The sequence below is a fragment of the Bradyrhizobium sp. MI1.3 genome (genome assembly GCF_055811695.1).
The window spans coordinates 112,648-131,056 of record NZ_JBVVPQ010000006.1 but is presented as its reverse complement, the minus strand read 5'-3'; the positions used below and the strand labels follow the sequence as shown (position 1 = coordinate 131,056).

22 protein-coding genes, 1 pseudogene and 1 riboswitch are annotated in these 18,409 nt (G+C 64.6%); of the genes and pseudogenes, 15 read left to right on the top strand and 8 right to left on the bottom strand.

Going from position 1 to position 18,409, the window contains the following annotated elements:
- Window positions 1–132: 132 nt before the first annotated feature.
- Complete coding sequence (locus tag AC0L3A_RS06190) at window positions 133–672, bottom strand: PRC-barrel domain-containing protein (RefSeq protein ID WP_007600783.1); 540 nt, start codon at window positions 670–672, stop codon at window positions 133–135.
- Window positions 673–899: 227 nt separating this feature from the next.
- Window positions 900–1,478, bottom strand: coding sequence for a hypothetical protein (locus AC0L3A_RS06185; protein WP_007600781.1), 579 nt, complete (start codon window positions 1,476–1,478; stop codon window positions 900–902).
- 180 nt (window positions 1,479–1,658) lie between these two features.
- Here AC0L3A_RS06185 and AC0L3A_RS06180 point away from each other — a divergent pair, with 180 nt between their 5' ends.
- The gene (locus AC0L3A_RS06180) at window positions 1,659–2,414 is read left to right on the top strand and encodes a response regulator (RefSeq protein ID WP_007600780.1); all 756 of its coding nucleotides are present in this window, start codon (window positions 1,659–1,661) and stop codon (window positions 2,412–2,414) included.
- A gap of 13 nt (window positions 2,415–2,427) precedes the next feature.
- Window positions 2,428–3,753, top strand: coding sequence for an ATP-binding protein (locus tag AC0L3A_RS06175; RefSeq protein ID WP_007600779.1), 1,326 nt, complete (start codon window positions 2,428–2,430; stop codon window positions 3,751–3,753).
- Window positions 3,754–3,755: 2 nt separating this feature from the next.
- Here the strand turns inward: AC0L3A_RS06175 and AC0L3A_RS06170 are convergent, their stop codons facing one another.
- Window positions 3,756–3,986, bottom strand: coding sequence for a hypothetical protein (locus tag AC0L3A_RS06170; protein WP_007600778.1), 231 nt, complete (start codon window positions 3,984–3,986; stop codon window positions 3,756–3,758).
- Between the two features lie 244 nt (window positions 3,987–4,230).
- On the opposite strand from AC0L3A_RS06170, the gene AC0L3A_RS06165 reads away from it, so the two are divergent.
- The 8 genes from AC0L3A_RS06165 to AC0L3A_RS06130 all read left to right on the top strand — a co-directional run bounded on the left by AC0L3A_RS06165 (window position 4,231) and on the right by AC0L3A_RS06130 (window position 11,468).
- Window positions 4,231–4,779: a lytic transglycosylase domain-containing protein gene (locus AC0L3A_RS06165; RefSeq protein WP_007600777.1), complete on the top strand. Its 549-nt coding sequence runs from the start codon at window positions 4,231–4,233 to the stop codon at window positions 4,777–4,779.
- A gap of 51 nt (window positions 4,780–4,830) precedes the next feature.
- A riboswitch (TPP riboswitch) is annotated at window positions 4,831–4,959 on the top strand.
- Window positions 4,947–5,972: an FAD-dependent oxidoreductase gene (locus AC0L3A_RS06160; protein WP_007600776.1), complete on the top strand. Its 1,026-nt coding sequence runs from the start codon at window positions 4,947–4,949 to the stop codon at window positions 5,970–5,972. (Overlaps the previous riboswitch by 13 nt.)
- A complete protein-coding gene (thiS, locus tag AC0L3A_RS06155; RefSeq protein WP_007600772.1) occupies window positions 5,963–6,160 on the top strand; it encodes a sulfur carrier protein ThiS in 198 nt (65 codons plus the stop codon). Before AC0L3A_RS06160 ends, thiS begins: the two co-directional genes overlap by 10 nt.
- Before the next feature lie 190 nt (window positions 6,161–6,350).
- Window positions 6,351–7,133, top strand: coding sequence for a thiazole synthase (locus AC0L3A_RS06150; RefSeq protein WP_007600770.1), 783 nt, complete (start codon window positions 6,351–6,353; stop codon window positions 7,131–7,133).
- On the top strand, window positions 7,120–7,728 hold the full coding sequence (locus AC0L3A_RS06145) for a thiamine phosphate synthase (RefSeq protein WP_007600768.1): 609 nt from the start codon (window positions 7,120–7,122) through the stop codon (window positions 7,726–7,728). The genes AC0L3A_RS06150 and AC0L3A_RS06145 overlap by 14 nt, the downstream gene beginning before the upstream one ends.
- A 165-nt stretch (window positions 7,729–7,893) precedes the next feature.
- Window positions 7,894–9,792, top strand: a complete 1,899-nt coding sequence (gene thiC, locus AC0L3A_RS06140) for a phosphomethylpyrimidine synthase ThiC (protein ID WP_007600764.1) — start codon at window positions 7,894–7,896, stop codon at window positions 9,790–9,792.
- 235 nt (window positions 9,793–10,027) lie between these two features.
- On the top strand, window positions 10,028–10,810 hold the full coding sequence (locus AC0L3A_RS06135) for a hypothetical protein (protein ID WP_035994232.1): 783 nt from the start codon (window positions 10,028–10,030) through the stop codon (window positions 10,808–10,810).
- An 88-nt stretch (window positions 10,811–10,898) separates the two neighbouring features.
- Window positions 10,899–11,468 (top strand): mismatch-specific DNA-glycosylase, encoded by a 570-nt coding sequence (locus tag AC0L3A_RS06130; protein ID WP_007600761.1) that lies wholly within the window; start codon window positions 10,899–10,901, stop codon window positions 11,466–11,468.
- A gap of 121 nt (window positions 11,469–11,589) precedes the next feature.
- On the opposite strand, the gene AC0L3A_RS06125 is transcribed toward AC0L3A_RS06130, so the two are convergent.
- A complete protein-coding gene (locus AC0L3A_RS06125; protein ID WP_007600759.1) occupies window positions 11,590–12,027 on the bottom strand; it encodes a VOC family protein in 438 nt (145 codons plus the stop codon).
- A gap of 264 nt (window positions 12,028–12,291) precedes the next feature.
- Between AC0L3A_RS06125 and AC0L3A_RS06120 the strand changes: the two genes are divergently transcribed.
- Window positions 12,292–12,954 carry a glutathione S-transferase family protein gene (locus tag AC0L3A_RS06120; protein ID WP_007600757.1) on the top strand — a complete coding sequence of 221 codons (663 nt, stop codon included), beginning with the start codon at window positions 12,292–12,294 and terminating at the stop codon, window positions 12,952–12,954.
- 4 nt (window positions 12,955–12,958) lie between these two features.
- Here the strand turns inward: AC0L3A_RS06120 and AC0L3A_RS06115 are convergent, their stop codons facing one another.
- Complete coding sequence (locus tag AC0L3A_RS06115; protein WP_007600747.1) at window positions 12,959–13,687, bottom strand: SDR family oxidoreductase; 729 nt, start codon at window positions 13,685–13,687, stop codon at window positions 12,959–12,961.
- 175 nt (window positions 13,688–13,862) lie between these two features.
- On the opposite strand from AC0L3A_RS06115, the gene AC0L3A_RS06110 reads away from it, so the two are divergent.
- The gene (locus tag AC0L3A_RS06110; protein ID WP_354128959.1) at window positions 13,863–14,558 is read left to right on the top strand and encodes a glutathione S-transferase family protein; all 696 of its coding nucleotides are present in this window, start codon (window positions 13,863–13,865) and stop codon (window positions 14,556–14,558) included.
- Window positions 14,559–14,641: 83 nt separating this feature from the next.
- Here the strand turns inward: AC0L3A_RS06110 and AC0L3A_RS06105 are convergent, their stop codons facing one another.
- Window positions 14,642–15,076 carry a hypothetical protein gene (locus tag AC0L3A_RS06105; RefSeq protein ID WP_007600742.1) on the bottom strand — a complete coding sequence of 145 codons (435 nt, stop codon included), beginning with the start codon at window positions 15,074–15,076 and terminating at the stop codon, window positions 14,642–14,644.
- A 447-nt stretch (window positions 15,077–15,523) separates the two neighbouring features.
- Here AC0L3A_RS06105 and AC0L3A_RS06100 point away from each other — a divergent pair, with 447 nt between their 5' ends.
- The 3 genes from AC0L3A_RS06100 to AC0L3A_RS06090 all read left to right on the top strand — a co-directional run bounded on the left by AC0L3A_RS06100 (window position 15,524) and on the right by AC0L3A_RS06090 (window position 17,204).
- Window positions 15,524–15,910, top strand: a complete 387-nt coding sequence (locus tag AC0L3A_RS06100) for a RidA family protein (RefSeq protein WP_007600740.1) — start codon at window positions 15,524–15,526, stop codon at window positions 15,908–15,910.
- A 151-nt stretch (window positions 15,911–16,061) separates the two neighbouring features.
- Window positions 16,062–16,322, top strand: a complete 261-nt coding sequence (locus tag AC0L3A_RS06095; RefSeq protein WP_007600739.1) for a hypothetical protein — start codon at window positions 16,062–16,064, stop codon at window positions 16,320–16,322.
- A gap of 246 nt (window positions 16,323–16,568) precedes the next feature.
- Complete coding sequence (locus tag AC0L3A_RS06090; RefSeq protein ID WP_007600737.1) at window positions 16,569–17,204, top strand: hypothetical protein; 636 nt, start codon at window positions 16,569–16,571, stop codon at window positions 17,202–17,204.
- A gap of 72 nt (window positions 17,205–17,276) precedes the next feature.
- On the opposite strand, the pseudogene AC0L3A_RS06085 reads toward AC0L3A_RS06090, so the two are convergent.
- Together AC0L3A_RS06085 and AC0L3A_RS06080 are read right to left on the bottom strand one after the other, a co-directional pair.
- Window positions 17,277–17,820 (bottom strand): annotated as a pseudogene (locus AC0L3A_RS06085) (REP-associated tyrosine transposase).
- A gap of 61 nt (window positions 17,821–17,881) precedes the next feature.
- Window positions 17,882–18,367: a molecular chaperone DnaJ gene (locus AC0L3A_RS06080; protein WP_035994230.1), complete on the bottom strand. Its 486-nt coding sequence runs from the start codon at window positions 18,365–18,367 to the stop codon at window positions 17,882–17,884.
- Window positions 18,368–18,409 lie beyond the last annotated feature (42 nt).

Genomic DNA, 18,409 nt, shown 5'->3' with positions numbered 1-18,409 from the left:
CACCCCCCCCCCCCCCCCCCCCCTCTCTTTCCCCCCCCCCCCCCCCCCCCCCCCCCCCCCACCCAAACCCCCCCCCCCCCCCCCCCCCCCCCCCCCCCCCCCCCCCGCTTCGTTTAGCCGTTCAGAACCGCGTTACTCCGAGTATTTGAACTCGGGCATGTTCTTCAGCTCGTCCTTGCTCGCATTGAACACGGCGTGGTCCGGATACCATTTCGACGAGGACGTGGCCGTCGTCGCGGGCTTGTTGTCGGTGCCGGTCGCGGCACCCGTCGTGGTGGTCGCCGCGGGCCGGTTGGCCGCGCTGTTCGGGTTGTTCCCGGCAGCGCCGGTGTAGGCAACGGCCTCGTTGACGAATTTCAGCTTCTCATAGGGCACCGCGACCAGATGCTCGCCCAGGCCGAGGAAGCCGCCGACGCCGATCACGGCGATCTTGATGTTGCCGCTCTTGTCCATCAGCAGATCGTTGATCGAGCCGATGTTCTCGTTGGCGTCGTTATAGACCTTGATGCCGTTCATCTTGGACGTACGCCACTGTCCCGACGCGGTCGTGGTCGTCGTCGAGGCGGCGGCAGCCGGCGCCTTGTCGGTGGTGGCGGTCGGATTTTGCGCGAACGCAACGGTTGCGAGCAGTGCGGTACCGGCGAGACCGGCCGCGATCGATTTCATCAACATATTGTCCTCTCCTTCAGCAGAAAACTCGTGCGGAGAAAACAGCTCGGATCAGTCCCAGTTCCGCGCGTGCTGCAATTTCGTCGCGTGCTGCGCGAGGATTGGAGCCGCGTGCGATTGTTCCTAAGTCACTCAGGAACATTTTGCAGCGCACTGTTCCTCGCGGACGATCGTGCGCCCTGGGTGAAGCAAGACCGCAGCGAGGAACGCGCCGATCTGCGTCACGCAGATCAGCTCCTGTAGTCGATCAGAAGCGCGGCGAAGTCCGAGCCGCCTGATGAGCTGCCGTTGGCGCCGTAAGACGACGACGACGATTGCGACTGCTGCAGCGCCTGGAGAAACTGCTGAAGGATCTCGGCCGTGGTGGAGGCGGTTGACGTGCTGCTGGTCGCGTCCGTTGACGACGAATCCGACGAGCTGTCGTCCGGCGGCGGACCTGGCGGGGGGCCGCCCGCACCCCCGGGACCGCCCGCACCACCGGGACCGCCGGCGCCATTGGCGAAGGCGGATTGGAATACGTTCTTCAGCTCGTCGGCCTGGTCTGACGTCAGCGTCCCGTTCGACACCTCGTTGGAGATGAGGTCGTCGATCTTCGAGTCGATGTCATCCTTGGAGGGACGCGCGCCGCTCGACTGATCGCTCGACCGGCCCTGCTGAAGCGCCGTGTCGATGTCGGTCAGCGCCGTCGAAAGCGCCGACTGGTCCGACGACGAGACCGTGCCGGCGGACACGTCCGATTGCAATTGCTGCTGCAGCCTCTGCAACGGCGACTGGTGGTGACCGGCGGAGGCCGCCGAAATCGAGGTCATGATGGCTCTGTGAGTTCTGCAGGGTTTCGTGGCCGACCAAGCCACGGTATGGTTAGCGCGCTTAACGAGACCTTGCCGCTTCCCTGCCCGGTGATGTCCTGCTGTTGCGGCATGGGCCATGGAAACAATCTGAAACAAATCTCTTCGCCATTTGGCCCGAACCTTGGACAAACAAAGCGCATGGCCCTTCCCAATCCCAACATCCTTGTCGTCGAAGACGACCGTGAAACCCGGACGTTGATTGCGAAATACCTCCGCAACAACGCCTGCAACGTCACCGCCGTGAGCGACGGCCGCGAGATGTCGCGCGCGATGGCCGATCATCGCGTCGACCTCATCATCCTCGACGTCATGCTGCCCGGCGAGGACGGCCTCAGCCTGTGCCGCAAGCTGCGCGCGGAAGGACAGACGCCGATCATCATGCTGACCGCACGCGGCGAGGACGTCGACCGCATCGTCGGCCTCGAAATGGGCGCGGACGACTATCTGCCGAAACCGTTCAACCCGCGCGAGCTGCTCGCCCGCATCAACGCGGTGCTGCGCCGCCAGGCGGCCGCGCAGGCGGCGAGCTCGATCGAGGGCGCCAGCACGCTCGCCTTCGAAAGCTGGCGCATCGATTTGCGCCTGCGCGAGCTGCGCAATCCCGACGGCGCGCGCGTCGCGGTGACCAGCGCCGAGTTCGACCTGCTGCGGACGTTCTGCGAGCGTCCCGGCCGCGTGCTCTCGCGCGACAGCCTGCTCGACCTCACGCAGGGGCGCAGCACAGGCTCGTTCGAGCGCTCGATCGACGTGCTGGTCAGCCGCATCCGCCGCAAGATCGAGCCCAATCCGGCCGATCCGACCATGATCAAGACGGTGCGCTCCGGCGGCTATCTGTTCACGCCAAGAACTGAAGCGGTCAGGACTGAAGCGGTCGCGGCGTCCCTGAGCAGCTGAGGGAACGCCGACGATGAAGCCGTTCGGGTTCTTCCACCTCAGGGGTATCGGCGGGCAGATCGCCGCGCTGGTGCTGGCTTCCACCGTCGCGCTGCATCTCGTCGTCACCGCCGCCTTCCTGATCGGCCGGCCGGACCGCCCGGACACGGCGCCGGACGGCGCGCCTCAATTGGCGGACGCCGCGGTGCTGCTCGGCTCGGCTGAGCAGGCCGAGCGGCCGCGCCTCATCGCAGATCTCGCGCGCGCCTTCCCGAAGCTCAACATCGAGACGTTCGCGCCCGGCACCGCGAACGTCGTCGACGACAGCGAAAGCCAACATTTGCACGGGATCCGCCGCCATCTCGGCCGCGGCTACAAGGTGGTGCAGCTCGCCCCCCAAGCCGGCGAGCACCGCATCGGCGTACAGCTGCCCGACGGCACTGTGATCGCCGGCCAGGTCCGTGGCGGCCCGCGGCCGTGGTTCTGGGGCGCACCGTGGCTGATGGCGCTGATGACCACCTTCATCTGCGTCACCGTGCTCGGCCTGTGGGCGGCGCGCGCGCTGGCGGCGCCGCTGTCGTCCTTTGCCAGGGCTGCCGAGAATTTCAGCCTGGACGGCGGGGCGGATCCACTTCCCGAGCGCGGCCCGGAAGAGATCCGCTCGGTCGCGCGCGCGCTCAACCGCATGCACGAGCGGATCGCGCGACTGATGTCGGACCGCACGCGGATGCTTGCCGCGATCAGCCACGATCTGCGCACACCGATCACGCGGCTGCGCCTGCGCGCCGAGTTCGTCGAGGACGAAGGCAACCGCAAGCGCATGCTGATCGATCTCGACCAGATGCGATCGATGCTGGAATCCGTTTTGTCGCTATTGCGCAACGACCGCCAGATCGAGGCGGTGACGCTGGTCGACATCGCGAGCACGCTGCAGCTCATCGCCGACCAGTTCGGCGACATGGGTCATGTCGTGCACTATGCCGGCCCGCAATCCGCGACCGCCGCCGCGCGTCCCGACGATCTGCATCGCGGCGTCACCAACCTCGTCGAGAACGCAGTGCGCTTCGGCGCCGAGGTGACGATCCGGCTCGACATCTCGAACGCCAAACTCGTCATCGACGTCGAGGACGACGGTCCCGGCATTTCGGATGCGCGCAAGCAAGAGATGCTGGAGCCGTTCGTGCGCGGCGACGACGCCCGCACCATGGACGAGTCCACCGGCTTCGGCCTCGGTCTGTCGATCGCACGCGCGATCGCCCTCGCCCATGGCGGCGAGCTGTCGCTGCACGACCGCGAGCCGCATGGGCTGATCGTGCGGATGCAATTGCCGGTATGGCAACAGCCGCGGCTTGCGGCCTAACTTCAGGCCGCGAGCGGCGGGTGCTCGAGGGCAGCCTCGTCGAAGATCGCAATCGCCTCGAAGCGATAATTGCAGGCCTGACAAGTCCAGAGATAGGAGACGCGCCCCTCGCCCGGCTCGACCCAGTCGGGCGTCGGGATCAGCGTGCCGCATTGGGCACAGGGATTGTTTCTGGGCAAATCGTGTTCTGACATGTCGCCGCTGTGGGCTTTGACCATGGTTGATTTTGTCATGGCACCTCTCCCGATTCGCTGGCCGTGACATACTCGCTTTCGTGCGCCCATGCGAATAGACAGGCCTGCTGTCGCGAGTTGTCCGCCTGAGGAAACTCTGACGCCAGCATTGAGTCGTCACAGCGGCTCGGCACCGCGAAAAAATTAACGGCGGCGTTTGGTCACATCATTGCCGCGTTCGGGAGGCCTAAACGGCAGCCGGGCGCAGGCCTTCAATCAGTCTCAGGGACCTCCGGGATATCTGATGAAAATTTTACGTATCGCCGCGCTGCTCGCGGCCGGACTGACGTTGCCACAGGCCGCATTCGCGGGCCAAGCGGAGTACGCCGAGATGGTCGCGGCCCACGCGCGCGCCAACGGCGTGCCGGAGGCGCTGGTGCATCGGGTCATCATGCGCGAAAGCCGCTATCAGCCCGGCCTGGTCGGCCATGGCGGCACCATCGGGCTGATGCAGATCAAGCTCGCGACCGCCCGCGGGGTCGGCTACACCGGCGACGCCGCCGGCCTGCGCGATCCCAACACCAACCTCACCTATGCCGTGAAATATCTCGCCGGCGCCTATCACGCGGCAAATGGCGACCACGCCCGGGCCGTTCGTTATTTCGCCGGCGGCTATTACTACGCCGCAAAGCGGCAGCGGCAGGAGGCCGTGCAAGTCGCCAATACGAACGAGGCCAATATGAGCGCCCCTTGGCTCGAGCCGAACGGCAATCCGCAGCCGATATTCGGCGCCGCGCCGCACCGGAAGCTCGCCCAGCGCGTTCGCAACGCTCGGGCACAGACGCCCAGGTAAGTGCGGTTCCCGCCAAACGCGTTGACACAGCCTGTCACTGGCATACATTAGAGCCGTTCCGAGGGGTGCTCCGAGGAGGAGCTGAGATACCGCTAAATGGGCAAATCCGCCCAGGACCGCGGTGACCCTTTGAACCTGATCCGGGTCATGCCGGCGAAGGGACAGGGATGTTGCAGACGACCAAGCGACCGGATTCCCCGGTATCCATCATCGGCGCAGGCATTGCTGGCGCCTGGCAGGCCTTGCTGTTCGCGCAGGCCGGCCACGCCGTCATCCTGCACGAGCGCGGTGACGCCGACATGACCGATGCCACCAGCCATTGGGCCGGCGGCATGCTCGCGCCTTATTGCGAGGCGGAGGTTTCCGAACCCATCATCTCCAGGCTCGGCCTGCGCTCGCTCGACATCTGGCGGCGCGAGCTGCCCGACACGCCCTTCAACGGCTCGCTGGTCGTCGCCCACCCGCGCGAGCGCAACGATTTCGAGCGTTTTGCCCGCATGACCGAGGGCCATTGCCGGCTCGATGCCGCCGGCCTTGCCGAGCTCGAGCCGTCGCTCGAAGGCCGCTTCCGCGACGCGCTGTTCTTCCCGACCGAGGGCCACGTCGAGCCGCGCCGCGTGCTGCCTAAACTGCACGAGCGCATCCGCGCCGCCGGCGGCACCATCAAGTTCGAAAGCGACGTCGCCGCGGCCGAACTCGCAAAACTTGATCCTAAAGGCATCGTGATCGACTGCCGCGGCCTTGCTGCGCGCGACGAGCAGCCTGGCTTGCGCGGCGTCAAGGGCGAGATGATCCTGATCGAAACCGCCGAGGTGCAGCTCGCGCGCCCGGTGCGGCTGATTCATCCGCGCTGGCCGCTCTATGTGATCCCGCGCGAGGACAATCTGTTCATGCTGGGCGCGACCTCGATCGAGGCCGAGGACACCGGCGTCAGCGTGCGTTCCGCGCTGGAGCTGTTGGGCGCGGCCTATGCCGTGCACCCCGCCTTCGGCGAGGCCCGCATCGTCGAATTCGGCTCCGGCCTGCGCCCTGCTTTCCCCGACAATCTGCCGCGCATCGGCATCCGCGGCAACACGATCAGCGTGAACGGCCTCTACCGCCACGGCTTCCTGATCGCGCCTGTTCTGGCCGAGCTGACGCTTAGCTTTGTCGAGCGCGGCCAGATCGACAATGAGGTGATGCAATGCGCGTGATCGTTAACGGCGAGCAACGCGAGATCAATTCGGCCAGCGTGGACGCGCTGCTCAGCGAGCTCGACTACGAGGGCACCCATTTCGCGATCGCGCTCAACTACGACGTCGTGCCGAAGAGCCGCTGGGCCGAAACCGCGCTGAAGGCCGGCGACGAGATCGAGATCATCACACCGCGGCAGGGAGGGTGAGGATGGCTCTCCATTTATCGCCTAGGCGCGCGCCACACATTCCGCTGTCATCGCCCGGCTCGACCGGGCGATCCAGTACGCCGCGGCGTCTCGGTTCTAGCCGCACCGCCTCTGGAATACTGGATCCCCGCCCCCCGTGCGCAATTTGCGCACTAGGCGGGGATGACAGTGTCATTTGGAGAGACACCACATGGTGACCTTCTACGGCAAAACCTTCCCCTCCCGCCTGCTGATCGGCAGCGCGCTTTATCCCTCGCCTGCGATCATGCAGTCGGCGATCCGCGCCTCGGGCTCGAACATTGTCACGGTGTCGCTGCGGCGCGAATCCGCCGGCGGCAAGACTGGCGATGCGTTCTGGAATCTGATCCGCGAGCTCGACGTCACCGTGCTGCCGAACACCGCCGGCTGCCGCAGCGTGCGCGAGGCGGTGACGACGGCCAAGCTCGCACGCGAATTGTTTGGCACGAGCTGGATCAAGCTCGAAGTCATCGCCGACAACGACACGCTGCAGCCCGACGTGGTCGGACTCGTGGAAGCAGCAAGCCTCCTGATCAAGGACGGCTTTGAGGTGTTCCCCTATTGCACCGAGGATCTCTCGGTCGCCAACCGCCTGGTCGACGCCGGCTGCAAGGTGGTGATGCCGTGGGCCGCGCCCATCGGCAGCGCGAAAGGCATCACCAACCGCGACGCGCTCAAGCTGATGCGCGAGCGGCTGCCCGATATTACGCTGGTGGTCGACGCCGGCATCGGCGCGCCCTCGCATGCGTCCGAGGCGCTCGAACTCGGCTACGACGCCGTGCTGCTCAACACCGCCATCGCCAAAGCCGCCGATCCCGTCGCGATGGCCAACGCCTTCCGCCTCGGCATCGAGGCCGGCCGCACCGCTTACGAAGCCGGGCTGATGAACGCCCGCGATTTCGCCTCTCCTTCCACCCCTGTCGTTGGGACACCTTTTTGGCATGCCGTATCCTGATCGTTTCTATCCCGTCGTCGACAGCCTCGCCTGGGTCGAGCGCCTGACCAGGCTCGGTGTCGGCACCATCCAGCTGCGCGCAAAAGACCTCGACGATTCGCAATCGCTGCAGATGGTCACCGATGCGCTGGCGATCACCGCGGGCACGCAAGCCAAGTTGGTCGTGAACGACTATTGGCGCGCGGCGATCGTCGCCGGCGCGAAATATCTTCATCTCGGCCAGGAGGACCTTGCGGACGCCGACCTCGCTGCGATCCGCGAGGCCGGCCTGTCGCTCGGCGTCTCCACCCATGACGATGCCGAGCTTGACACCGCGCTCGCCGCCGAGCCCGATTATGTCGCGCTGGGCCCGATCTTCTTCACCACGCTCAAATCGATGCGCTTCGAACCGCAGGGCATTCCGAAGATCACGGAATGGAAGAAGCGCATCGGCAATATCCCGCTGGTCGCGATCGGCGGCATCAAGTTCGAGCACGCCGCGGAGATCTTTGCCGCCGGCGCGGATTCCATCGCCGTCGTCAGCGACGTCACCCAGAATGCCGACCCGGATGCGCGGGTGCGGCAATGGCTCGGCCTGTCCGCGGAGGCGGCGTGATGCGCACTCTCTCCACCCGTCATTGCGAGGAGCACTTGCGACGAAGCAATCCAGACTGCCTCTGCAGAGAGATTCTGGATTGCTTCGCTGCGCTCGCAATGACGGAGCAAGAATTCACCGCCGTCGCTCAAACGCACGCACAACAGAATTAAACCGGAGGATCCCATGAACATCCGCTCCAACCCCGACAAGACCGTTCCCGCCGTCACCACCGGCCCGCTGCCCTCGTCGCGAAAAATCTTCGCCTCGCCCGATGCCGCGCCTGAGCTGCGCGTGCCCCTGCGCGAGATCATCCTGTCCGAGGGTGCCGGCGAGCCGAACCTGCCGGTGTACGACACCTCCGGTCCCTACACCGACCCGTCCGTGACCATCGACGTCAACGCCGGTCTCGCGCGCGGCCGCAAGGGCTGGGTGCTCGAGCGCGGCGGCGTCGAGGAATATCAGGGACGGCAGATCAAGCCGGAGGACAATGGCAGCGTCTCCACCGACAAGGCCGCGCGCGCGTTCTCGGCCTATCACCAGCCGCTGCGCGGCCTCGACGGCCACAAGATCACCCAGCTCGAATTCGCCCGTGCCGGCATCATCACCAAGGAGATGATCTACGTCGCGGCACGCGAAAACCTCGGCCGCAAAGAGCAGCTCGAGCGTGCGGAAGCAGCCCTTGCCGACGGCGAAAGCTTTGGCGCCGAAGTGCCCGCCTTCATCACCCCGGAGTTCGTCCGCAGCGAGATCGCGCGCGGCCGCGCCATCATTCCCTGCAACATCAACCACTCAGAGTTGGAGCCGATGATCATCGGCCGCAACTTCCTCACGAAAATCAACGCCAATATCGGCAACTCGGCGGTGACGTCATCGGTCGAGGAAGAGGTCGAGAAGATGGTGTGGGCGATCCGCTGGGGCGCCGACACCGTGATGGACCTCTCGACGGGCCGCAACATCCACACCACGCGCGAATGGATTTTGCGCAACGCGCCGGTGCCGATCGGCACCGTTCCGATTTATCAGGCGCTGGAGAAGTGCGACGGCGATCCGGTCAAGCTGACCTGGGAGCTCTACAAGGACACGCTGATCGAGCAGTGCGAGCAGGGCGTCGACTATTTCACCATCCACGCCGGCGTGCGCCTGCAATACATCCACCTCACCGCCAACCGCGTCACCGGCATTGTTTCTCGTGGTGGTTCCATTATGGCGAAATGGTGCCTGGCGCATCACAAGGAGAGCTTCCTCTACACCCATTTCGACGAGATCTGCGACCTCATGCGCAAGTATGACGTCTCGTTCTCGCTCGGCGACGGCCTGCGTCCGGGCTCGATCGCCGACGCCAACGACCGCGCCCAGTTCGCGGAGCTGGAGACGCTCGGCGAGCTGACCAAGATCGCATGGGACAAGGGCTGCCAGGTCATGATCGAAGGCCCCGGCCACGTGCCGATGCACAAGATCAAGATCAACATGGACAAGCAGCTCAAGGAGTGCGGCGAAGCGCCGTTCTACACCCTCGGGCCTCTGACCACCGACATCGCGCCGGGCTACGACCACATCACCTCCGGCATTGGTGCGGCCATGATCGGCTGGTTCGGCTGCGCCATGCTCTGCTACGTCACGCCGAAGGAGCATCTCGGCCTACCCGATCGCAACGACGTCAAGGTCGGCGTCATCACCTACAAGATCGCCGCGCACGCCAGCGATCTCGCCAAGGGTCACCCGGCCGCCCAGCTGCGCGACGACGCGCTGTCCCGCGCCCGCTTCGACTTCCGCTGGAGCGACCAGTTCAACCTCGGCCTCGACCCCGACACCGCCAAGAACTTCCATGACGAGACCCTGCCGAAGGAAGCCCACAAGGTCGCGCATTTCTGCTCGATGTGCGGGCCGAAGTTCTGTTCGATGAAGATCACCCAGGACGTGCGGGACTACGCGGCGACGCTGAACGATCCGAACGGCGTCGGCATGTCGATGAGCGGGACCGCCGAGGACGGCATGGCCAAGATGAGCGCGAAGTTCAAGGAGATGGGCGAGAACTTGTATCTGGATGCGGAGAAGGTGAAGGAGAGTAATCGGGTGTTGTGAGGATGATCGAACTGAACTTGCGTTGAAGGCCGGGCGAAAGCCCGGCCTTTTTGTTAAGACAATCGGCCATAGTTCGAAGAGCGAGGGCAGTATCATCAATCGCTTTCTTCTCCAACATGGAGGTTACACTTCGCTAACCTACCTTGTGAAGTCTCCACCTCCGTTGGTTGCGAGTTCGCTTCATATCGCTGTAAGATAGACAGCAGGCCCCTGTGGCGCGAGCGGTATCGCACCTTTGAAGTACAGATTACATGATCTGATATTCTTCTTCCTACTCGCCGAGATTTCAGGTGCGCCGGCGCAGGAGCAGCCACGCGTGGCCGGCGGGCCGATCGCGCCTGCAGAGGTCGTGCTTTACATCCAATCAGACTTGAAGCGCACCGAGTTCGTTCATCCGCTGGTTTGCGCGCTTCAGCGCGTGCTCACCGCGCCCGTCACCGTGCGGGCTCTCGACCTTCCACTCGGACCCGAATTGCGTGCAACGCCCACGCAGTTCGAGGTCACCAGGGTGGCAGACCGCTTCATCCAGCGAACAGAAAACGAAGGAAATTCGCCTTCGTTCAAGTATCTTCTTATTCCGGTCGATATGAAGGTCGAGGCTTGGAATTGGCGCTATGCATTTTCTACGAGCTTTGGCGACCCAACGACGTCCTACCACGCCGGCGTCGTCTCTACCGCGCGGATCGTTGCCGGCAATTGGTGGCTGCAATCCCCTTGGGACCACCAGATAACGGCGACGCGCGCTTACAAGTTGATACTCAAATCAATCGCACAGACCGCAGGACATCGCGGTACCGGCGCCTGCATTCTCGCAACTTCACTCAGCCTTGAGGAGTTGGATCGAAAATCTTCCGAATTTTGCCCGGATGATCGCGCCGCACTTGTTGCTGCCGGCATTCTCAAGGAGAAAGAAGAGCAGAATGGCCCCGGCTGCATGACCGTTGCAGGGCGATTGCTTATGCCGATGCTCGTGACAGCACGCAGGATGCTGGACGATTGGTGGGCTACGCTGCACTAACCTACCCTGCGCAGCGAGCAAGCGTAGCCCAGATGGAGCGCGAGCGAAGCCCAGCTCCCGCATTCCGCTTCGCTTCATGCGGACTACAATGCTGACGATCCTCCCGAGGCCTGATTTGCCCGACCCCGCCCTCCACCGCCTCCCTGACCAACTCCGCCCCAACCTCCGTCTCGTCTTCGTGGGCACCGCTGCCTCGACGCGTTCGGCCGAGCTGGGGCACTACTACGCCCATCCCGGCAATCGCTTCTGGCGCGCGATCGATGAGGCAGGGATCACGCCGCGGCGCTATCAGCCGGGCGAGTTCGCAAGCCTGCTCGAGCTCGGGATCGGCTTCACTGATCTGTCGAAGTCGGGCGCCGGAATGGATCACCAGATCGCGGCTGAGACAATCGACGTGCCGGGGTTCAGGGCCAAGATCGAAAAGTTTCGCCCGAGGACGATTGCATTCACGAGCAAGAAGGCGGCGAGCTTGTTTTATGGCAGGCCGTCGAGCGGGATTGCGCTGGGGCGGCAGCCGCGGGATGAGAGCTTGCCCGAGGTGTTCGTGCTGCCGTCGCCGTCGGGTGCGGCGTCCGGGCATTGGACGCTGGAGCCGTGGCGCGAGCTTGCGGCGTGGGTCGCTGCACTGGACACTCAACACCCACAGACCTCATCCTGAGGAGACCGCGTAGCGGGCGTCTCGAAGGATAGCCGCGGCGGGATGTGGGCCTGCATGGTTCGAGACGGCGCTACGCGCCTCCTCACCATGAGGAGTTGGCACCGTCACCACGGCCCGCCCCTCACCCCGCATACGCCCTGTCCAGGTCCGCAATCACGATCTTTCTCATCTGCATCATCGCCTGCACGACGCGGTTCGCCTTGCTGCGGTCGGGGTCGCCGAGATAGCGGCCGAGCGCTGATGGGATCACCTGCCAGGACAGCCCGAACTTGTCCTTGAGCCAGCCACAGCGGGATTCCTCGCCGCCGTCGGCGGTGAGCCTGTCCCAGAAATAATCGACTTCCGCCTGCGTTTCCACGCTGATGAAGAACGACACCGCCTCGTTGAACTTGTATTGCGGCCCCCCGTTGAGCGCGTTGAAGCGCTGGCCTTCGAGCTCGAACACCGCCATGAAGTCGCTGACGGTCTCAACCTTGGCATTGGGAAACACCGATTTGTAGAAGGCGACGGCCTCCGGCACGTTGTTGTCGAACCAGAGAAACGGCGTGATGGAGGTCATGAATGGAAATCCTTTTGTCTCGCGCGGCCGCGCGGCGGCGCGCCGATGTTCCAAGGACGAGGCAGGAGGCAACGATCCGACAGTGGCGGCGGGTTTTTCTTGTAGCCCGGATGAGCGACAGCGACATCCGGGGCCGGCAGCTGCCCCGCATATCGCTATCGCTCATGCGGGCTACGGGGTCCACGAAAACCCATTAACCTGTCGGAATCCACTCATTCCATTCGTCCTCCGAACGCAAAACGCGATCAACCCCGGAGACCTCCGATGCCTCCCACCATCACCGCCTTCGCAAACTCGCCCGACCGCGGCCGCGGACAGGCCCGCGACATGCGGGTGCGCTGGGCGCTCGAAGAGGTGGGGCAGCCTTACGAGGTCCATCTGGTTTCGTTCGCGGACATGAAGGGGCCCGCGCATCTCGCGCTACATCCATTCGGGCAGATCCCGACCTACGAGGACGGCGACCTCGCCTTGTTCGAGACCGGCGCGATCGTGCTCCATATCGCGGAGCGCCATGCCGGGCTGCTGCCGACGGAGCCGCAGGCCCGGGCCCGCGCGATCGCGTGGATGTTTGCCGCGCTCAGCACACTGGAGCCGCCGATCGTCGAGCTCGGGATGGCCATGCTGTTCGAGCGCGACCAGAGCTGGTACGCGGAGCGGCTGCCCACGCTGCAGGATCGCGTCCGTGTCCGGCTCGGCGAATTGTCCCGCCGCCTCGGCGATGCCGACTGGCTCGACGGTGCGTTCAGCGCCGGCGATCTCATGATGGTGACGGTGCTGCGCCGGTTGAACGCGTCAGGCCTGCTGGACGAATATCCAGAAATCGCCGCCTATGTCGCCCGCGGCGAAGCGCGGCCGGCCTTCAGGCGCGCTTTCGATGCGCAATTGGCGATATTCACCGCTGCATCGAAGGGTTCGCAGGACCGTTAGCGCCCTAAAGATCGAAATTGGTCGGCAGCATGACCACGTCACGAATTGTCATGCCGCGTGGCCGCGTCAGCATGAACATCACGACCTCGGCCACGTCGCCGGCCTCCAGCAGGCTTCCCGAGTCCCTGGCTTCCTTCAGCTTCTCGGGTGGCCAGTCCGCAAGCAGGGCGCTGACGACCGGGCCGGGCGAGATCGAGCCCACGCGGATACCGTGCTTGAAGACCTGGCGCCGCACTGTCTGGACGAAGCAGTTGACCGCCCATTTGGACGACGCGTAGACCGGCTCCCATGGCGTCGGAAAATGCGCCGCCAGCGAGCTCGTGACGATGATGTCGCCGGTCCCGCGCGCGATCATGTGCGGCAGCACGTCGTGCACGTTCTTCATCACGACGTTGACATTCAGGTTCAGCATCCGGTCGATCGCCATGGTGTCAGCATCGACCAGATCGCCACCGACATACGTGCCGGCATTCGCATGCAGGATGTCGAGCTGGCCGGCCTGCTCCAGAACGCGCGGCAGCAGCGTTGCGCAGTCTTTTGGGTCCAGCAGGTCGACGAGCAGCGGGATCACGGCGTCGCCGTGCTTGTCGCAGAGCGACTTCAGCGCGGCCTCGTCGCGGTCGACCATCACCACGCGCGCGCCCGCGGCCAGCATCGCCTCGGTGCTGGCCAATCCGATGCCCGACGCGGCCCCGGTCACGGCCGCAACCTTGCCTTCCAGCTCTCTCGCCATAGGGTCACCATCGCTGACGTCACGGGGATGCGGAGTATAACAATCCCGGATGGCGTTGTCGGGGCAAACCAGCAACGATGCAATCGTCCTCCGATCGAAGGAGGCGGCGCACAAAGCGCGGAACTGTTGCAAGCGCGTCACGGCGGCGATACGACTTCAGCGCGAGGAGCGTCCCATGCTGACCCTCTACTCCTATCCAGACCTGTTCGGTGTCGCCGACAACAACGGTTACGGCCTCAAGGTCTATGCCTTCCTGAAGCTCGCGGGCGTACCGTTCGCGCATGAGCATGTGTTCGATGCCTCCGCCGCGCCGCGCGGGCAGCTGCCCTATGTCGTGGATGACGGCGAGACGATCGGCGACAGCGAGACCATCATCGCGCATGCGACCGCGAAATACCGCCTCACCATCGACGCCGCGCTAACTGCGGAGCAGAGGCGGACCAACCACTTCGTCACGCGCATGCTCGACGATCTCTATTGGGTGATGTCGTATTCGCGCTGGAAGGACGAGCGTTATTATCCCGCGTTTCGCGACGCCTTCATCGCGCAGCACAAGCAGATCGATGCGGCAGGATTCGAGAAGGCGAAGGCGTATAATGCGCAGCGTTATCACTTCCAGGGCATCGGCCGCTACACGCCCGAGCAGGCCTATGCGCGGGGGCTCGCAGATCTGCAGGTGCTGGCGGAGATCGTGCCGGCGGCCGGCTTCGTGCACGGCGCGGCGCCGACTAGCGTCGATGCCGGCATCTACGGCTTCATCGCCAACATTTTCTTCTTTCCGATCCCGACACCGCTGAAGGCGTTCGTCGATGCGCACGCAAATCTCGTCGCACATTGCGAACGGATTCACGCGGCGGTGACGGGAACGTAGCCCGGATGAGCGACAGCGACATCCGGGACCGAGGGTTGACCCGCATGTCGCTCTCGCTCATGCGGGAATTGAGCTGATCGCCCCTACCGCATCGTGATCGCGAGCCCGCTCAGATCCGCATTCGCCATCAGGCCGACTTGCGTGCCGGACAGCTCGAGCACGGCGCCCTTCTGGTTGGTCAGCACGATCGCACGCGCGCCGCGGCCCACTGCGATGCCGGCACCGGCGGCGCCGTAGACGCCGGCGATATCGGAGGGCCGGTTGATGTTGGAGACGCGGCCGCGCAGCACGGTCTTGGAGCCGCCGAAGACGAGGCCGTAGTCGAGACCGCCGGTCGAGAGCGAATAGGCGCGGCCGCGGAAGTTCAGTACGCCCGAACCGCCGGAGCCGCCGATGATCCAGCCCGCCTTGTAGATCGTCAGCACCACGGTGCCGCCGTCGGCCAGCGCCGAGGTCGAGAGGCCGGCAAGCGCGGCAATGCCGACCAGCGCGGCGCGGAAGGTGGATGCGAACTTCATGAGGGTCTCCGGGGGCTATTCTTCAAGGGGGAAACGAATCAGACGCGAATGTATCCGATGCATCGCGGCGGCAACATGATGGGCGCGGACGTGAGTCGGGGTCTGTAGCAACACACTCAACTGTCATCGCCGGTTTAACCGGGCGATCCAGTATTCCAGAGAGGGCGATGGTGAACCGAGAAGCCGCAGCGCCCTGGATGCCCCCGGTCAAGCCGGGGCATGACGGCGGAGTTTGGCGCGACAAGACGCTCACCCGCCATCATGCCATTCTGCCCCTGTTTTGCCCGACGGAGCAACGGTTATTTTGCTTTTCCCGAAGTCAAAAAGAAAGCTCAATGATTCCCGCCGGATGCCTACTGTGCATGGGGTTGTTTTCGCGTTTTTTGTTGGAGGCGCCCCGACCTGCCGCTACGCTTGCGCTTCCTGCCGTCCATCCGAGGTGATCTCATGCCGATCCAGCATTTCGCGCCCCCGCCCCACATCAAGGCGCCGCCGCTGTCCTTTGCCACGCGCACCGGCGATCTCCTGTTCGTCTCCGGCATTCCCGGCTTCGACGCGAGCGGCGCGCTGCCCGATGGCTTCGAGGCGCAGTTCGCCAACGTCGCCGTCAACATCAAGCGCGTGCTGGCAGAGGCCGGCGCCGCGATCCGCGATCTCGTCAAGGTCAACGTGCTGCTGACCCGCGCCTCCGACGTCGCCGCCATGAACGCGCTCTATGCCGGCGCCTTCGGGCCGCCGCCCTACCCTGCCCGCACCACCTGCGTGGTCCACGCACTGCCCGATCCGAAGATGCTGATCGAGATCGAGGCGGTCGCGTCGCTGGCCAAGGGGTAGACGTGTGATAGTCCGGCGACAGTCAAGGCATAAGGGGCATCCGAACAGCCGACCAACGACTGACATGTCCGTGAACGGTCGCCGCCCCGCTTGCCAGCCGCACCATTTTGCCGCACCAGTTTCCTCTCACGTTCCCATCAGGAGATATTTCATGCGTCGCGTTCTCGCCCTCTGTGCCGTTGCCGGCATCGCCACCTCCGTGTTCGCCGTGCCGGCGTCGGCGGCGGTCGGTTATTACGTGATCCGCTGGGACAACACCGGCATCTGCCAGGTCTGGAACGAGGACCTGAAGTACAAGCCGTTCCAGTGGGGCGTGTCGACCTACAAGGTCGTCAGCAAGCCGCTCCCGACCTTCACCGCCGCCTCGGAGCTCCAGATCAAGCTGCGCGGGGAGCGCCGCTGCACGCTCTAGGCCTGAGGCGACAGATCGGATTTCAAAGGGCGGATCGCGCGAGCGGTCCGCCTTTTTTCTTTTCGACGCGCCACTGGTTTTTCGGCCGAGATCGCGCATTTTCCGCGCACCCGCTTTGAACCTGGCCAGCTGGCGGACCTACTCACATCTTGTTCGGGGCGCCTCCCAGCGTCCCGCGCCAACCAGCATCCTTGCCCGCTTGTTTTTGCCCGCTTGTTTTTCACCTCGCGGCTTTGGAGCCAATCGATGCGCGCGCCGACGAAAGCCACGGTTCTGGCCGCATCGCTGCTGATCGCCGCAACGGCAAACGCACAGGCCCCGCAATCCTTCCGCGTGATCTCGCCGGTGTTCGGCCAGTTGGTCAGCTTCGCGATGCCGTCGAATTTTTCCGCGGTGTTCGAGAACACCAAGGGCGGCCACTACATCCGCGAGGCCGTACTGAAGGGCGAGACGCCTGAACGCTGGACCGAGATGATCACCGTGACCGGCGAGAAGGGCATGACGCTCACTCCAGGTTCATCGCCCGAGAAATTCGCGGGCTCGATCGCAAGCGGTTTCAAATCCGCCTGCCCCGACAGCTTTGCGGCAAGGCCGCTTGGCGCCACCACGTTCGGCCGGTTCGAAGGTTTCGTCGCCGTGATCGGCTGCGGCCGCGTCGACAGCGGTCCGACCCGGCACAGCGAAACCGCACTGCTGGTCACGCTGAAGGGCACGAGCGACTACTACACGATCCAATGGGCCGAGCGCGGCCCCGAAACCGACCAGCCGCCGGTGAACGACGACCGCTGGCAGGCCCGTCTGCGCGCGCTCAGCCCGATCGAGCTCTGCCCGATCGTAGCGGGCGAAGCCGCGCCCTATCCGAGCTGCGTGAACAAGAGCTGAGGCTCGACTCCAAGTCCGACGTCCGTAGCCCGGATGAGCGAAGCGATATCCGGGAATTCAACCTACGCCCGGTCAGCCTCCCTCGGCTCGCTCACCGAAAGCAATCCCGCTTTCGCCGGCATCGCCCGCCCAATCTTCCGGGAGCAATCCCGCCCGCACATATCGGTGAAAGGACGAATGCGGCCAATCACAAACGCGCTGGACGTAGCGATGTTTAATTGGGTTGAAGTGAATGTAATCCACGTGGCGGGCGAAATCATCTTCGTCGCGAACCGTGTGCTCCCAGTAGCGTCGTTGCCACAGAGCCAATTCTCCATTGGACTGGCGGGCTACGTCGATACCCGCATGCAGTAGTGCGCTGCTGAAATGCCCCTTGATCCTTCGCCAACGTCCCGCGAAATCGGCGTCATGCGGCGGGAGGTTCATGACGACATGCAAATGGTCCGGAAGGATCACAATCGCATCGACCTCGGACGGGCGCTCCCTGCGAGCGGCCCGAAAAGGCATCGCGCAGGGCGTCAACGTTCTCAATCAAAATGGTCGATCGGCGGTCGAAGAGCGCTACAGTAAAAAAGTAGGTGCCGCCGGGAAGAAAATTTCTGCGATACAGAACCATGGGCTAGACCCGTCCCGGATGTCGCTTCGCTCATCCGGGCTACAGGATAGCACATGAGCTCTCACGCGTCCTTGTAGGCGCGGGGATGGATCAGGATATCGCGCGCGGCGGCAAGGTCGATGAACGCTTGGGCGCTGCCGCCGTGGTCGGGGTGCATGCCCTTGGCGGCGCGGCGATAGGCCTGGTTGATGTCCTCGCAGGTGAGCTGCACCGCGAGCGGCAGGCCGAGCACCTTGCGGGCGCGATCCTCGCTGGACAATTTTTTCGGCGCAGCATTGCGGCGGCCGAAGCGCGGCGCGGTCAGGTCGTGGACAACGTCGAGCACCACGCCGAGACGGCGCCGGGCCGCCAGCGTGACGCTGTGATCGTCATTGTCCACGGCCTGGCGCAGCACCGGAAGCGCCTGCTCGGCGGCCTGACGCAGCATGGTATCGGTGCTCATCCGCGCGACCTCGGCGACCAGCCGGCCCGCCTCGGCCCAATCGGCGCCGTCCGCCGACCGCAGGCGTTCGAGTGCGAATTTCCAGGATTCGAGCTGTTCCATCATGCGCGCAACGTTTAGCAATCAAGACCAGTATGCCAAGGCCGC